The organism is Enterobacter sp. Cy-643 (genome assembly GCF_011752815.1).
Taxonomy (GTDB): domain Bacteria; phylum Pseudomonadota; class Gammaproteobacteria; order Enterobacterales; family Enterobacteriaceae; genus Cedecea.
This window is the reverse complement of the sequence record NZ_VWWV01000001.1, coordinates 952,202-967,542: the sequence shown is the minus strand read 5'-3', so window position 1 is coordinate 967,542 and position 15,341 is coordinate 952,202. Positions and strand designations below refer to the sequence as shown.

Sequence of the window (15,341 nt, the reverse complement as noted above, 5' to 3'; positions counted from 1 at the left end):
TCAGTTCTCTTAGGTTGCGCCCATAAAAAATGCCGGCGAACCGGCATCAGGACGAGTGACTTGGAGCTCAGGCGTTATTGTTGCCTGTCTTGCCCGCTTCGTCACGCAGTTCTCGTCGTAAAATTTTCCCGACGTTCGATTTTGGCAGTTCCGTGCGGAATTCAATCAGCTTAGGCACTTTATAACCGGTCAACTGGCGACGGCAGAAGGCGATCAGCGCCTCTTCCGTCAGGGCAGGATCTTTTTTCACCACAAAGATTTTCACCTGCTCACCGCTCACGCCGGCCGGTACGCCGACCGCCGCGACTTCAAGCACGCCTTCGTGCTGCATCACCACATCTTCAATTTCGTTCGGATAAACGTTGAAGCCGGAAACGAGAATCATATCTTTTTTACGGTCAACGATGTTCATAAAGCCTTCTTCGTTGATCACCGCAATATCCCCGGTGCGCAGCCAGCCGTCTTTAAGAATTTCATCCGTTTCTTTTGGACGCTGCCAGTAGCCCAGCATCACCTGTGGACCTTTAACGCACAGTTCGCCGGGCTCACCGGGCGGTACCTCGTTGCCCTGATCGTCGACCAGCTTCACATCGGTGGACGGCACCGGCAGGCCAATAGATCCGCTGTGGTAATCCATATCATGCGGGTTCGCGCTGACCAGCGGTGCGCATTCCGTCAGGCCATAGCCTTCAAGCAGGAAGCGGCCAGTGAGTTTTTCCCAACGTTCCGCAACCGCGTGCTGAACGGGCATACCACCGCCCGCAGAGAGGTGCAGACTTGAAAAATCAAGCTGCTGGAACTCTTTGTTATTCAGTAACGCGTTAAACAACGTATTCACGGCGGTCATGGCGGTGAAAGGATATTTTGCCAGCTCTTTTACCAGCCCAGGAATATCGCGTGGGTTGGTAATTAACAGGTTCTGGCCACCCATGTCGATAAACAGCAGGCAGTTAATGGTCAGGGCAAAAATGTGGTACAGCGGTAGCGGAGTCACCACCAGTTCTTTACCTTCATGCAGCAGCGGGCTGTATGCCGCTCTGACCTGCTCGAGGTTGGCCAGCATGTTGCGGTGCGTCAGCATCGCGCCCTTCGCCACGCCTGTCGTGCCGCCGGTGTACTGCAGGAAGGCTAAATCACCATTGATAATTTCAGGTTTGATGTACTGCATACGGTAGCCACTTTGCAGCGCCCGGCGGAAGGAGATAGCGTTTGGCAGATGGTATTTAGGCACAAGTCGCTTGATGTATTTGACGACAAAGTTAACCAGCGTTCCTTTCGGGCCGGAGATCTGATCGCCCAGGCGGGTCAGGATGACGTGCTTCACCTGGGTTTTATCGACCACCTTTTCCAGGGTGTGGGCAAAGTTCGACACGATGACAATCGCGCTGGCCCCGCTGTCGTTCAACTGATGCTCCAGCTCGCGTGGGGTATAGAGCGGGTTAACGTTAACCACCACCATACCGGCGCGCAGAATGCCGAACAGCGCGACAGGATACTGCAATAGATTTGGCATCATCAGCGCTACGCGGTCGCCTTTTTTCAGGCCCAGCCCCTGCTGAAGGTACGCGGCAAATGCCCGGCTGCGCTCTTCCAGTTTGCGGAAGGTCATTACCTCCCCCATGTTGATAAAAGCCGGTTTGTCAGCGTAGCGAGTGACAGCCTGCTCAAACATATCAACCAGGGATTGATAGCGGTCGGGATTTATTTCAGCCGCAACGTCGGCCGGGTAGCGGTTAAGCCAAACCTTATTCAAGGATCCACCTCTGAAATTATTATTTGTCGTCATCACAACCCCAGGGAATACATTTCGTTAACATAATATTAACTCAGCGTACCAGTTTATTAATTAGCCTGATTAAAGGTTGCGAAGCACATCACTAAATTTTTTCATCCGTCCTGGATAAAAACAAACAGCGGCCAGGCCGCTGTTTGAAAATATTTTAAAAACAACAGATTATTCGGTTACAACGGTTTGCACCTGTGCAGGGCCCGGATTGTACCAGCCGCCGCCCCACATGTCGTAATGGTGGCGATACGGATAAGGCCCGCCCCAGAACCACGGGTCAATCGGCTGCGGCGGCATAACAACCTGCTGTACTACATTCCAGCGTTTGTATCCCGTCGCCTGCATGGTCATGAATTTATAGGGCGTCTGCCCAATCTTACCTTCTGCCGTGCCGGTAATTGGCCCGACGACGGTAACCAGCTGATTGCGGAAATCTACCGGATCAAGGAAGCCATTGACGTCGGCATAAATGCGCCCCTGCGAAGGCTCATTCAATGCCGGACGGGCACCTTCATCGAGGCTGACAGTGGCAATCTCCAGGCGCGTTTTGCCCTTCAGGTTGTCCACGTTCACCACCCGCCCGCCAAAGCGCGCTTCCTGCCCGACATAAAGCTGGGGCGCACTCATCACCGCCGTCAGATCCTGCTGTGGGGTCGCGGAAGTCCCTTTAATCGCATCCGGCACGCTCACGCAGCCACTCAGGGCCAGCGCCGCAGCGGCGGCCAGCAGCCAGCTGCATTTTTTGACATTATAAACAGCCATACCTCATCTCCTTAACCTTCCCACCGTTTAGCGGGGTCGGTCTTACTCTCTGCCAGGTAGCTTTTTCCAGGTGACTTCGTTCCGCAGATAGACGGGCTCAGCCTGCTCGACGGCGACGGTTTTGCCGGCGTTGAACGCCTGCTGCGCCAGAGGAAGCATATCTTCCGCTTCAGGCAGCGTAGTTTCACCGTCCTGCAATAAAAGCCCGCTATCCTTCGCCATATCAGGCCAGGCCTGCCAGCCTGTTCCGACTGTAGCCCAGGTGCCGCTCAGATGCTTCAACCGCCCGGCAACGTCTTCAGGCTTGAGGACGGCTTCGCTTCCTTCACCGTGCCACACGCCCTGCTCGTCACGCTCATATTCGGCCCAATAAACTTCGCCCATGCGGGCATCTATTGCGGCGAGTACGCGGGTGGCGCCCGTTCTGCGCCATGCGCCCTGAGCCATCGTCGCCAGCGTTGAAACACCAATCATTGGCAGCTCAGCGCCCAGCGCCAGCCCCTGCGCAATCCCAATCCCAATGCGCACGCCGGTAAAACTGCCCGGCCCACGCCCGTAGGCAAGTGCGTTCACCTCAGACAAAGTAATCCCGCCCTGGTTCAGGATCTCTTTGACCAGCGGTAAAATTCTTTGCGTGTGCTCACGCGGGCAGAGTTCGAAATGGGCGTAGGACGCCGCATCGTTTTGCAGAGCAACAGAACAGGCTTCTGTTGCGGTATCGATGGCTAAAATTCGCATGGGCTTGCCAACCTCTGGCGGAGATAAGGTCAAAAAACGGCGCGCATCATACCATAGCCTGGCACAAATTACTGCGCACCAGAGGCATTGAGGAACTCAATTGCCCGATTTATATCCCGGGTACGCGGCGTTGGCGGCAGGCTATTCAGGAAAACAGCGCCATAAGGTCGCATCACCAGCCGGTTATCGCAGATAACCAGGACCCCACGGTCTTCCACATCGCGGATCAGGCGACCGACACCCTGCTTAAGGGTGATCACCGCGTCAGGCAGCTGGACATCGTCAAATGGATCGCCCCCGCGAATGCGGCAATCTTCCATGCGAGCCTTGAGCAGCGGATCGTCCGGAGAGGTAAAGGGAAGCTTGTCGATGATAACCAGGGAGAGCGTGTCGCCGCGCACGTCTACGCCTTCCCAGAAGCTACTGGTTGCCACCAGCAGGGCGTTACCGGCCTCAACAAACTGCTGCAACAGCTGGCCTTTGCTGGTTTCCCCCTGCAGCAGCACGGGCAGCGTCATGGTGGCCCGGAACTGTTCCGCCAGGTCACGCATCATCGCGTGTGAGGTACAAAGCATAAAGCAGCGCCCGTTGTTCGCCTCAATGAGCGGGCGCAGCAGGTTAGCCAGGTGACGGCCAGCGTGGGGCTGATTGGGCGTTGGCAGCCCTCTCGGCACGCACAGAAGCGCCTGCTTTGCGTAATCAAACGGGCTGGCAAGCAGCAGCGTTTCCGCCTCGTCGATTCCCAGCCGCTCGGTGAAATGGCTCATATTGTCATTTACCGCAAGCGTGGCCGAGGTAAAGACCCAGCAGCCGGCTTTTTCACGGATGACTTCCTTAAACTTGTCGGCCACGGAGAGCGGCGTCAGGGCCAGCGTGAAGTGGCGGGCGTTGCATTCATACCAGTAGCTGTATCCCGGCTGATTAATTTCTTTCAGCCGTTTGATCCGCCCACGGTAAATCACCGCCCGTTCAAAAGCGGCATCCAGCAGCGCAGAGCGGCCAAGGGAAAGCTTAGCGACGTCGTAACACAGCTCCAGCGCATCATCGAGCAGCAGAAGCGAACGCTGAATATTCGCGTCCGCAAGTAGCTCCCGCAGGTTCCCCCGGTAGCCCGGATCGCCTATTTGCAGGCGAAAATCCTGCGTGCGCTGGGCAAGGCTGTCGGCGCTTTTTTGCAGCTGCTGCGCGTCACGGACTTCCGTGCGGTAGGCAATGGAAATGTCTTTGGCGAGATCGAGCAGCTGCCGACTGGAGATAGACTGGCCAAAATACTGGCTGGCGATATCCGGGATCTGGTGGGCTTCATCGAAAATCGTCACTTGCGCCTCGGGAATAAGCTCCGCGAAACCGCTCTCTTTTACCACCATGTCGGCCAGATACAAGTGATGATTCACCACCACCACGTCGGCATCCATCGCCTTTTTACGGGCCTTGACCACAAAGCAGTCCTGATACTGCGGGCAATCCTGTCCCAGGCAGTTATCGTTGGTGCTGGTAACCATCGGCCAGACGGTGGAGTCTTCGGCGACGGACCCACAGGTGCTGATATCGCCATCCACGGTTTCACTGGCCCAGCCGCGCAGATGCATCACGTCGCTTAACGCCTGCACGGGCAAATCACCGCCCGCCAGCGACTGCTGTTCCAGTCTTTCCAGGCAAAGGTAGTTAGAGCGCCCTTTCAGCAACGCCACGCGGCCGGTAAATTTCAGCGCACGGGAGATCGTTGGCAGATCGCGAGAAAACAGCTGATCCTGCAGCGCCTTCGAGCCGGTAGAGATAATGACTTTTTTGCCAGAACGCAGCGCGGGGGCAAGATAAGCATACGTTTTCCCCGTACCGGTGCCCGCCTCTACCACCAGCTCACCGCCGGCTTTGATCGCCCGGGTTACGGCCTCCGCCATTTCACGCTGCGCCTCACGCGGCCTGAAACCGGGAATGACCTTAGCCAGCTGGCCGTCTGCTGCAAAATCGTCCGTCACAATACCCCCTGGTTAAATTGCCAGTGATTATGTCAGCCCCGGCGAGGTTTATCCAGCCAGGCGGTGGCACCGGGCAGCAGATTGTGGCAGTCTGTGCCGCACATATCGTTTGTTGTTAAGGAGTTGCCATGAGTATTGCGCGTATTAAACCTGAAGCCCGCTGGTCTGATGCGGTTATCCATAACCAGACCGTATACTACACCGGCGTTCCGGAGAATCTGGATGCTGACGCCTATCAACAGACGGCCAACACCCTGCAGCAAATCGACACCCTGCTGGCCGAGCTCGGCAGCGACAAGACCCGCATTCTGGATGCAACGATTTTCCTGCCGGACGGCGAAGATTTTGCGGCGATGAATAAAGCATGGGATGAGTGGGTTGTGGCGGGTAAAGCGCCGGTACGCTGCACCGTACAGGCTAAATTGATGAACCCGCGCTACAAAGTGGAAATCAAAATCATCGCGGCGGTGTAACGCTAAGTTGCTGAGGCCCGGCTAGTCCTGCGGGCCTTCTTCTTCGTCGTCTTCATCTTCAAAGCGTACGGCGACGTTACCCCCGGTATGTGAGGCACGAATCTCACTGGCTACCAGAGCGATGGCTTCGCCGCTGCTCATACCGTCGGCCATCAGTTCGTGAATACGCTCGACGGCTTTTTGCTGCTGCTCGTGGCTAAGCGCCGGTAATCCTGAAATCATGTTTAACTCCTGTTACAGTGCTGAAGCCGCTATTTTACTCTGCTCCTGACGATGCTACCAAGATGAATGTTACAACCTCCCCCGTTTTTCGCGAACTCAGCTGGCAGGCAGATGCCGTTCAGCACTATTTCCGCGCGGTTTCCGCTCAGCCCTGGGCCATGCTGCTTCATTCTGGCTTTGCCGACCATCCGCATAATCGTTTTGATATCATGGTCGCCAGCCCGCTTGCGACGCTGGTCACATGCGGCCGGGAAACCGTGATTGAACGCGACGGCCTTTCATCGCAGCACAACGAATGCCCGCTTGAACTGTTACAGCAAACGCTGGACGGCTTTGGCCTGGCCACCACGTCCACTAGCGATATTCCGTTCTGCGGCGGCGCGCTGGGGCTATTCAGCTACGATCTGGGCCGTCGCTTTGAAAAAATCCCCGCGACGGCAGAACAGGATTTAACCACGCCGGACATGGCCGTCGGCATTTATGACTGGGCGCTGATTGCAGACCATCGTCTGCAGCGCCTGACGCTGGTTTGTCGGGGAGACATTGAAGCTCGTCTGGCGTGGCTGAATGCACTGTCGCCCCGGCATGGGGCGCAACCTTTCCGGCTGACCAGCCAATGGCAGTCCAATATGTCCCGCGAAACCTACGGCGAGAAGTTCCGCCAGATCCAGGCTTATCTCAGCAGCGGAGACTGCTACCAGGTCAACCTGGCTCAGCGATTCAGCGCCCACTTTGAAGGGGATGAATGGCAGGCTTTCGAGCGGCTTAATCAGGCGAACCGCGCGCCGTTCAGCGCTTTTCTTCGGCTGCCGAATAGTTGCATTCTTAGCCTTTCCCCGGAGCGGTTTGTCCTGCTCGAGGATAAGCAAATTCAGACTCGCCCGATTAAAGGCACTCTGCCTCGCCTTGCCGACCCGCAGGCCGACGCAGCGCAAGCTGAACGCCTGGCTAACTCGCCAAAGGACCGTGCTGAAAATCTGATGATCGTTGATTTGCTGCGCAACGATATTGGCCGCGTTGCGGTACCGGGCACGGTGAAAGTACCGGAGCTGTTTGTGGTGGAGCCTTTTCCCGCGGTGCATCACCTGGTGAGCACGATTACCGCCAGGCTGCCTGAGACGCTTAGCGCCTGCGATCTCCTGCGTGCTACCTTCCCCGGAGGTTCAATCACCGGCGCCCCCAAAGTCCGGGCAATGGAAATTATTGAAGAGCTGGAGCCTCAGCGGCGTAACGCATGGTGCGGCAGTATCGGCTACATTAGCTTCTGCGGAAAGATGGATACCAGCATCACCATCCGCACGCTCACTGCCGAAGGCGGGAAATTATATTGTTCTGCCGGCGGCGGGATCGTCGCCGACAGTAACGAAGCGGCGGAATATCAGGAAACTTTTGATAAAGTTAATCGTATCCTGCCCTTACTGGAGAATTAATGCATGCCCGGTTCGCCCCTGACGCTGAATGATTTCCTTACCCGGTTTCAACTGTTACGCCCGGCGGACAGCGGGCCGGTCAGCAACAAACGTCAGGCGGCAGTGCTGGTGCCGATTGTGCGGCGGCCTCAGCCGGGACTTTTGCTCACCCAGCGCTCACTGATGCTGCGCAAACACGCGGGCCAGGTGGCCTTCCCCGGCGGGGCGGTAGATGACACCGACAGCTCTCTGATCGCCGCCGCGCTGCGGGAGGCGCAGGAAGAAGTCGCCATTCCGCCAGAATCCGTCGAGGTTATCGGCACCCTTCCGCCGGTGGACAGCGTGACGGGTTTCCAGGTCACGCCAATTGTCGGCATCATTCCCCCTGATTTGCCGTGGCGCGCCAGCGAAGATGAAGTTTCGGCGGTGTTTGAAATGCCGCTCACCGAGGCGCTGCGTCTGGGGCGCTACCATCCGTTAGATATTCATCGCCGCGGCAACGCACATCGCGTCTGGCTTTCCTGGTATCAACGCTATTTTGTCTGGGGGATGACGGCGGGCATTATTCGTGAACTCTCTTTACAGGTAGATAGCGATCCAGGCGACACTTTAAAACGCTGAAAATGGCTATATTTAAGCAACAGAAAGACCATAAATCATCTGCTATTAGGTGATTTATGGTTAAGCATTAGTTTAATTCATGTGAATAGTTTCCTGGTGGAACCAATAAATTTTTAAACTAGCGCTTAGCCATTTCAAAGCATCATGTTCCATGAAACAGGGTGCTATCAGAGGAGTTTTAGAGTGATTAGCATATTCGACATGTTCAAAGTCGGCATCGGGCCATCCAGCTCCCATACCGTCGGGCCAATGAAGGCCGGGAAACAGTTTGTCGACGCACTGATCGAACAAGGACTGCTGGACAGTACCACCCGCATCGCGGTGGACGTTTACGGTTCTCTTTCCCTGACGGGGAAAGGCCACCACACCGATATCGCGATTATTATGGGCCTGGCCGGCAACCAGCCTGATAACGTCGATATCGACGCTATTCCGGCTTTTATTCGCGACGTGGAAACCCGCGGTCGTCTGCTAATCGCTCAGGGTCGTCATGAGGTCGATTTCCCGCAGGATAACGGCATGCGTTTTCGCAGCGACAACCTGCCGCTGCACGAGAACGGCATGCAGATCCACGCCTATGACGGCGACAAAGAGATCTACAGTAAAACCTATTATTCCATCGGCGGCGGCTTCATCGTCGACGAAGAACACTTTGGTAAAGATGCGGCCAGCGAAGTCACCGTGCCTTATCCATTCCATTCCGCACAGGAAATGCTGCAGCACTGCAAGGACACCGGGCTTTCCGTGTCCGGGATGGTGATGCAGAACGAGCTGGCGCTGCATAGCCGCGAGGAAATCGAAGAGTACTTCGCCAATATCTGGCAAACCATGCGCGCCTGTATTGACCGCGGGATGAATACCGAAGGCGTGCTGCCTGGCCCGCTGCGCGTGCCGCGCCGCGCCTCTGCCCTGCGCCGGATGCTGGTGTCCAGCGACAAGCTGTCCAACGATCCAATGAACGTGGTTGACTGGGTGAACATGTTTGCCCTGGCGGTGAACGAAGAGAACGCCGCAGGTGGCCGCGTTGTGACCGCGCCAACCAACGGCGCCTGCGGGATTGTGCCTGCGGTGTTGGCCTACTACGACCACTTTATCGAGCCGGTCACGCCGGACACCTGGATTCGCTACTTCCTGGCGTCCGGGGCGATTGGCGTGCTGTACAAAATGAACGCCTCTATTTCTGGCGCTGAAGTGGGCTGTCAGGGTGAAGTCGGCGTTGCCTGTTCGATGGCGGCGGCGGGCCTGGCTGAAATTCTGGGCGCAAGCCCGGAGCAGGTTTGCGTTGCGGCGGAAATCGGCATGGAACATAACCTCGGCCTGACCTGTGACCCGGTCGCCGGCCAGGTACAGGTGCCATGTATCGAGCGGAATGCGATTGCTTCGGTGAAGGCTATCAACGCCACCCGTATGGCGATGCGTCGTACCAGCGCCCCGCGAGTTTCGCTCGATAAGGTCATTGAGACCATGTACGAAACCGGTAAAGACATGAACGCCAAATACCGCGAAACATCGCGAGGCGGGCTGGCCATTAAGGTTCAGTGCGATTAAGCCACGTTCGTTATAAAATGAGCGGGAAGTGCCGTAAGGTATTTCCCGCTCAGATCGTTTTGCAGGGCATCCGCTTGTTCTTTCCCCGACATTCAATATCTAAAATTCAATCAGCCGGTCACCATCTGCAGGAAGCGATCTCGCACAGGATCGTTTAACTGTGCATTCCAGGCAATGCCTGTCTGCCAGGTGGTATGCGCGCCTTCAAGCGCCACAAGCCTGATTCCGGCTGGCAGAATATGACTGACTCCCGACGGCAGTAATGCCACCCCTTCTCCGGCAGCAACCAGCGCCAGCAAAGTCTGAATATCATCTGCCGCTGAAACGGTGCGGGGAGCGAGATTATTTCCTGAGAGAAAATGCGATGTCTGTGCCGACAGCCCTTCTCCACGATTGCGGGAAAGCTGAAGCAGTTGACTCATTTGCAGCAACTCTGTTGCAGCAGCTGTTTCCGTATCCACAGCCTGAGCCACGGCAAGAACCAGCCGTTCCTCCGCCAGAATTCGACTTTCCAGCTGCACAGGTGCCGGTAATCTTACAAATCCGACCTGAAGGCTGCCCTCCGTTAACTGCCGAAACTGTTCTGCGGAAGACATATCATTCAGGGATACCTGCACATCTGGAAACTGGCTGCGAAAAATAGCCACCTGTCGAGGGGCCAACTGGAAGGAGGAGATCCCAAAGCCCATGGTCAGTTTTCCTGCCCGCCCTTTTTGAATATCGGCCACTTTGGAACAGAAAAGATCGTGACGGGCAAGAACCTCTGCGGCCCCTGGGAGTAACAGTTCTCCCGCCACGGTCAGCCTTGCCCCGTGACGACCTCGCTGAAACAGCGTCACGCCGGTAAGGGACTCCAGCGTCTGGATCTGCTTGGTCAGTGCAGGTTGCGTGACGCACAGTCTTTCAGCGGCTGAATGATAGGAGCCTGACTGTGAGAGGGTAACGAAAGCGCGCAGCAGTTTTATATCCATTCCGTCTGGTTATCGTATGGGCCGAAATCGTGATTATACACGCGAACCTGCTCTCTGATGGAATAACCTCCGATTCGTTAAATAAGGAGTGAAAAATGGATACCCGTATTCGTACTGCCACGGTTCAGTTCTGCCACCGGGCGGGAGACAAACATTACAATTTATCGGTGATGGAGAAATTCATTATTCAGGCCGCCCGGGAGGAGGTAAAGATTCTGGCCTTCCCTGAAATGTGCATCACCGGATACTGGCATGTGCCGGATCTCAGCCATCAGGCGCTGAATGCTTTGTCTGAGCCGGCGGACAACAGCGATTCATTAGCCCGGATCGCCGCCCTTGCAGAAAAATACCAGATGGCTATTGGGGCCGGGTTCATTGAGAAGAGCAGCGACGAGCAATTGTATAATGCCTATGCCGTCTGCATGCCGGATGGAACGCGGCATGTACACCGGAAAATTCACGCTTTTGAACACTCAGGTATTGCCTCCGGCAATAGTTTTACTGTTTTTGACACGCCGTGGGGAGTGCGTGTGGGGGTGCTTATCTGCTGGGATAATAATCTCGTGGAAAATGCGCGTATTACGGCATTGCTGGGCGCCGACGTTCTTATTGCTCCGCACCAGACCGGGGGAACCCATTCGCGAAGTCCTTTCGGTATGAAACCTATTCCACCCAGCCTGTGGGAAAACAGATATAGCGATCCTCAAGCGCTGGAGGCGGCGTTACGCGGTGACAGTGGCCGGGGCTGGCTGATGCGCTGGCTGCCTTCCCGGGCACATGATAATGGCTTTTTTATTCTGTTCAGTAATGGGGTTGGCCTGGATAACGGAGAGGTTCGGACAGGAAATGCCATGATTATTGACCCCTACGGCAGAATTGTCAGCGAAACAGGTTCCTTCGAAGATACGATAGTGTACGCCGACCTGGATCTGGAATTGCTGGCGATGTCCACCGGCCGCAGGTGGATTCACGGCCGTCGGCCTGAGCTGTACGGTATCCTGGGCGAATATCAGGGCTACGAGCGGGATGCGAGAACAGCTCGATTTTCTGAAGATGTGCCTGGTTTTGCCGGTGATAAATCCAGGCAAGACCGAAAATAAGGCTGAATCAGTTGCCAGATAAGAGGAGAAAAGGAGGCCAATACTCCGCCTCGTAAGAGCCAACGTCAGCGACATGAATAATATAGAACACCGCTTATGCGGTGTTTTTTTATCTTATCTTTTTTTATTTTTTTCGTACTCTGATATCCCGCTACACTTTGATGATAACGTTACGCCTCATTTCTTGCGGCGAGAAACAGGGAAACAGGGATGCAAACGGCACAGCGGATTATTTCTGACTATCGCCGCAGGCGAGTTATTGTCTGCGCTGTACTCGCCATTTTAGTTTTAATCGTTACGCTTAGCGTCAGATATGCGGTGGAGCGAAATCTTAACGAACAGCGCGTCGTCCAGTTTAATCAGCGAATCATTACCACGCTCGATACTCTCCTCGCTCCGCTGAATACCGTCAGCGACGATATTATGCAGCTTATCGGAACCTCCTGCGACGACGCCCAATTAAAAATTCGCGAACACGCCGCCAAAATGCAAACGGTACGCGCCATTGGTTTAATCAAAGATGGCGTGCTGTACTGTTCCAGTATTTACGGCAGCCGCAATGTGGGTATTCATCAGCTCCATACTCGCTTGCCTTCGGATGAGCCGCTGCTGTTTTTATCCCGCGACAGCTCGCTGTTAAAAGGCACGCCGGTACTGATTTTCTGGCGGCCGCAGCAGGGGCAGCCACACGATGGCGTCATGCAGATTATTAATATCCAGATGCTGACCGGCCTGCTGCTTAAGCCGGAGCATCCCTGGGTAACGCGAGCGGTACTGAACGTCGGCGACGATCATCTTGAATACGGTGCCGGCCTGCTGGCAAAAGTCACGCCGAATGAGGAACAGGTTTCTCAGCAAACGGCATCAAAGCGCTATCCCTATTCCATCACCGCCATTGGCCCTTCTGCCGACCAGTTAACGCTGCAAAATTTACCGGCTCAGCTTCCGCTGGCTTTATTGCTTAGCCTGCTGGTGGGCTATATTGCCTGGCTTGCCACCGCCAGCCGTATGAGCTTTTCCTGGGAGATAAACCTCGGCCTCGCCGCCCGGGAATTTGAAGTCTTCTGCCAGCCGCTGGTCAGCGCCCGAAACTTACAGTGCGTTGGCGTCGAGTTGCTGCTGCGCTGGAATAACCCAAGACAGGGCTGGATTTCGCCTGAAGTGTTTATCCCCCTGGCGGAACAGCAACAGCAAATTGCGCCACTCACGCGCTTTGTGCTGGATGAAACCGTGCGTCACCTGGAGATCTTCCCCAAAACGCCCGGGTTTCATATCGGCCTTAACGTTGCTCCCAGCCACTTCCACGACGGCGCGATTATTCGCGACCTGAAACGTTATTGGTTCCCGGCCACGCCTAAGCAAAAGTTGACGCTGGAACTCACCGAACGGAATGCCCTGCCCCCAATGGATCACGGCGTCGTTCAGGAGCTGCACAGGCTCGGTATCGACCTCGCTATTGATGACTTCGGCACAGGCCACAGCTCGCTGGCTTATCTTGAAACGCTGAATCCCAACGTGTTGAAAATCGATAAATCCTTTACCGCCGCCATCGGCACTGATGCGGTGAATTCGACGGTGACGGACATTATTATCGCCCTCGGGCAAAGGCTGGGGATCGATTTGGTGGCTGAAGGGGTGGAAACACAGGAACAGGCAGAATATTTACGACGTAACGGTGTCGATGTGCTGCAGGGCTTTTTGTACGCCAAACCCATGCCGCTGAGAGATTTCTCTCGCTGGCTCGAGGGCAACACGCCGCCGCCCCCTCGCCATGAAGACCGGGCTATCCCGGCCTTCCCTATGCGCTGACTTACTCTTCTTCGTCCTCGTGGGGAGAGCGTTCTTTCTCCACGCGAACTAAATCGACGCGATAATCGTTGGCTTCGACTATCTGAATCCGCAGCGGCGCGACTTCGATCACGTCCCCGACTTTAGGAATATGTCCATTCACCGCAATCACGAGGCCAGCGATAGATGCAATGTCTTCTTCGCTGTGCATCAGGCGATGAATGTCCAGACGCTGCTGAAGCGCGTGCAGATCCGTTGAGCCTTTCACCAGCCAGCCGTCGCCATCGCGAACGATTTCAGGCGTTTCATCCGCATCGGGGAATTCGCCGGCAATGGCTTCCAGCACGTCCAGCGGCGTGACCAGGCCCTGCACCACGCCAAATTCGTTGTTAACGATAACGAAGCTGCCGCGAGCGCGACGCAGCACGCCAAGCAGGTTGATTGGGTCCAGCGTTTCCGGCACAACAATCGCCGGTGACTGCGCGGCAATCGCCGCTACGTCAACGCCTTCGTCCAGGGCAACCAGCAGCTCTTTCGCACGTACGACGCCAATAATTTCATCCAGTTCGCCCCGGCATACCGGGAACAAGCTGTGGGGAGAGGCCAGCAGCTGTTCGCGGATCTCCGGCACGCTCTTCATCGCATCAACCCACGAAATCTCACCGCGCGGCGTCATAATGCTGCGCAATGAGCGCGATGCCAGCGTCAGCACGCCGTTAATCATATAGCGCTCTTCTTCCGCAAAGGATTCCGCCTCGATTGGCGTCATGGCTTTGCTGTCTTCGCTGCTTTGTACACGCTCCTGACGCTTACCGCTCATCATGCGCAGAATCGCATCGGCAGTACGCGCTCGCAGAGGCTGGCGCGACTGATGGCGAATAAAGTTACGACGCGCAATCTGGTTAAACAGTTCGATGATGATTGAGAAACCAATGGCCGCGTACAGGTAGCCTTTTGGAATGTGGAAGCCGAAGCCTTCCGCCACCAGGCTCAAACCAATCATCAGCAGGAAGCTCAGGCAGAGCACAACCACCGTCGGATGTTGGTTAACAAAGTTGGTTAGCGGTTTGGAAGCAAGCAGCATGACGCCCATCGCAATGATGACCGCAGCCATCATCACCGGCAGATGGTTTACCATCCCCACGGCGGTAATCACCGCATCCAGCGAGAAGACGGCATCCAGCACGACAATCTGCAGTACCACCACCCAGAAGCTGGCGTAGCCCTTGCCGTGGCCATCATCATGCTGACGGTTTTCCAGGCGCTCGTGCAGTTCTGTGGTCGCTTTAAACAGCAGGAAAATACCCCCCACCAGCATAATCAGATCGCGGCCTGAGAAGGTGAAATCCGCGATACTGAACAGCGGCGCGGTTAGCGTGACCAGCCACGAAATCAGCGACAGCAGCGCAAGGCGCATAATCAGTGCCAACGACAGACCAATCAATCGAGCCTTGTCGCGCTGCTTAGGCGGCAGTTTATCCGCCAGGATGGCGATAAACACCAGGTTATCAATACCCAGTACGATTTCCAGCACAACAAGCGTGAGTAAACCGGCCCAGATTTGCGGGTCCATTAACAGTTCCATGTCAGACTCCCGTTAAGGGCGCAGCAAGTCGGCATTCCGTAGGTTACGGACGCAGAGCGGCTGGTTAATCGTATTTGCGGGCATAAAACGCCGCTGAGAGGGTGGGATTTAGGCATCCCGGCAGTGAAAAGACGTCGGTGACGGTCCATAGGGTGGGCTACTGCCCGCTACTCCTGAAAGTGAATCGGACGCTAACATTATCAAAGTAAACCAGGGCTTGGCAAAGATTTACCTGAATTTGCAATTTTTTTGCAACTTACGCTGGCCATATTTTACAACGTAATGGCCTGAAATCGCGGCAAAGTTAAATTACGGATCTTCATCACATAAATTATTTTTTCACTGTCTAAAATAATTCC

General features: G+C 55.5%; 13 protein-coding genes. 6 read left to right on the top strand and 7 right to left on the bottom strand.

Annotation, left to right across the window (positions count from 1 at the left end; genetic code table 11):
• Positions 1-67 precede the first annotated feature (67 nt).
• From fadD to yoaA, 4 genes are all read right to left on the bottom strand, one after another.
• Entirely contained in the window at positions 68-1,753 is a 1,686-nt protein-coding gene (fadD, locus tag F3J29_RS04510) for a long-chain-fatty-acid--CoA ligase FadD (RefSeq protein WP_166863357.1), read from the bottom strand.
• 201 nt (positions 1,754-1,954) lie between these two features.
• Positions 1,955-2,548 (bottom strand): Slp family lipoprotein, encoded by a 594-nt coding sequence (locus F3J29_RS04505; RefSeq protein ID WP_166863355.1) that lies wholly within the window; start codon positions 2,546-2,548, stop codon positions 1,955-1,957.
• 42 nt (positions 2,549-2,590) lie between these two features.
• Positions 2,591-3,286 (bottom strand): tRNA (adenosine(37)-N6)-threonylcarbamoyltransferase complex dimerization subunit type 1 TsaB, encoded by a 696-nt coding sequence (gene tsaB / locus F3J29_RS04500; RefSeq protein ID WP_166863353.1) that lies wholly within the window; start codon positions 3,284-3,286, stop codon positions 2,591-2,593.
• A gap of 68 nt (positions 3,287-3,354) precedes the next feature.
• Positions 3,355-5,265, bottom strand: coding sequence for a DNA repair helicase YoaA (gene yoaA, locus F3J29_RS04495; RefSeq protein WP_166863351.1), 1,911 nt, complete (start codon positions 5,263-5,265; stop codon positions 3,355-3,357).
• A 128-nt stretch (positions 5,266-5,393) separates the two neighbouring features.
• On the opposite strand from yoaA, the gene F3J29_RS04490 reads away from it, so the two are divergent.
• On the top strand, positions 5,394-5,738 hold the full coding sequence (locus tag F3J29_RS04490) for a RidA family protein (RefSeq protein ID WP_039294440.1): 345 nt from the start codon (positions 5,394-5,396) through the stop codon (positions 5,736-5,738).
• Positions 5,739-5,759: 21 nt separating this feature from the next.
• On the opposite strand, the gene F3J29_RS04485 is transcribed toward F3J29_RS04490, so the two are convergent.
• Complete coding sequence (locus F3J29_RS04485; RefSeq protein WP_166863349.1) at positions 5,760-5,960, bottom strand: YoaH family protein; 201 nt, start codon at positions 5,958-5,960, stop codon at positions 5,760-5,762.
• Between the two features lie 62 nt (positions 5,961-6,022).
• Here F3J29_RS04485 and pabB point away from each other — a divergent pair, with 62 nt between their 5' ends.
• The 3 genes from pabB (at position 6,023) to sdaA (ending at position 9,538) form a co-directional block, all read left to right on the top strand.
• A complete protein-coding gene (gene pabB, locus F3J29_RS04480) occupies positions 6,023-7,390 on the top strand; it encodes an aminodeoxychorismate synthase component 1 (RefSeq protein WP_166863347.1) in 1,368 nt (455 codons plus the stop codon).
• A 3-nt stretch (positions 7,391-7,393) separates the two neighbouring features.
• The gene (locus F3J29_RS04475; protein ID WP_166863345.1) at positions 7,394-7,990 is read left to right on the top strand and encodes a CoA pyrophosphatase; all 597 of its coding nucleotides are present in this window, start codon (positions 7,394-7,396) and stop codon (positions 7,988-7,990) included.
• 183 nt (positions 7,991-8,173) lie between these two features.
• Entirely contained in the window at positions 8,174-9,538 is a 1,365-nt protein-coding gene (sdaA, locus tag F3J29_RS04470) for an L-serine ammonia-lyase (RefSeq protein ID WP_166863343.1), read from the top strand.
• 110 nt (positions 9,539-9,648) lie between these two features.
• On the opposite strand, the gene F3J29_RS04465 is transcribed toward sdaA, so the two are convergent.
• Complete coding sequence (locus F3J29_RS04465; RefSeq protein ID WP_166863340.1) at positions 9,649-10,509, bottom strand: LysR family transcriptional regulator; 861 nt, start codon at positions 10,507-10,509, stop codon at positions 9,649-9,651.
• Positions 10,510-10,604: 95 nt separating this feature from the next.
• Between F3J29_RS04465 and F3J29_RS04460 the strand changes: the two genes are divergently transcribed.
• On the top strand, positions 10,605-11,609 hold the full coding sequence (locus F3J29_RS04460; protein WP_166863338.1) for a nitrilase family protein: 1,005 nt from the start codon (positions 10,605-10,607) through the stop codon (positions 11,607-11,609).
• Between the two features lie 210 nt (positions 11,610-11,819).
• On the top strand, positions 11,820-13,418 hold the full coding sequence (pdeD, locus tag F3J29_RS04455; RefSeq protein ID WP_166863336.1) for a cyclic di-3',5'-guanosine monophosphate phosphodiesterase PdeD: 1,599 nt from the start codon (positions 11,820-11,822) through the stop codon (positions 13,416-13,418).
• Between the two features lies 1 nt (position 13,419).
• Here pdeD and yoaE read toward each other — a convergent pair whose 3' ends face one another.
• Entirely contained in the window at positions 13,420-14,982 is a 1,563-nt protein-coding gene (gene yoaE / locus F3J29_RS04450) for a CNNM family cation transport protein YoaE (RefSeq protein ID WP_039304001.1), read from the bottom strand.
• Positions 14,983-15,341: the final 359 nt, after the last annotated feature.

Excerpts from the sequence above, each read along its gene's own strand:
- F3J29_RS04505 (WP_166863355.1), bottom strand. The coding sequence starts at position 2,548 with ATGGCTGTTTATAATGTCAAAAAATGCAGCTGGCTGCTGGCCGCCGCT.
- tsaB (WP_166863353.1), bottom strand. The coding sequence starts at position 3,286 with ATGCGAATTTTAGCCATCGATACCGCAACAGAAGCCTGTTCTGTTGCT.
- F3J29_RS04490 (WP_039294440.1), top strand. The coding sequence starts at position 5,394 with ATGAGTATTGCGCGTATTAAACCTGAAGCCCGCTGGTCTGATGCGGTT.
- F3J29_RS04485 (WP_166863349.1), bottom strand. The coding sequence starts at position 5,960 with ATGATTTCAGGATTACCGGCGCTTAGCCACGAGCAGCAGCAAAAAGCC.
- pabB (WP_166863347.1), top strand. The coding sequence starts at position 6,023 with ATGAATGTTACAACCTCCCCCGTTTTTCGCGAACTCAGCTGGCAGGCA.
- F3J29_RS04475 (WP_166863345.1), top strand. The coding sequence starts at position 7,394 with ATGCCCGGTTCGCCCCTGACGCTGAATGATTTCCTTACCCGGTTTCAA.
- F3J29_RS04465 (WP_166863340.1), bottom strand. The coding sequence starts at position 10,509 with ATGGATATAAAACTGCTGCGCGCTTTCGTTACCCTCTCACAGTCAGGC.
- F3J29_RS04460 (WP_166863338.1), top strand. The coding sequence starts at position 10,605 with ATGGATACCCGTATTCGTACTGCCACGGTTCAGTTCTGCCACCGGGCG.
- pdeD (WP_166863336.1), top strand. The coding sequence starts at position 11,820 with ATGCAAACGGCACAGCGGATTATTTCTGACTATCGCCGCAGGCGAGTT.
- yoaE (WP_039304001.1), bottom strand. The coding sequence starts at position 14,982 with ATGGAACTGTTAATGGACCCGCAAATCTGGGCCGGTTTACTCACGCTT.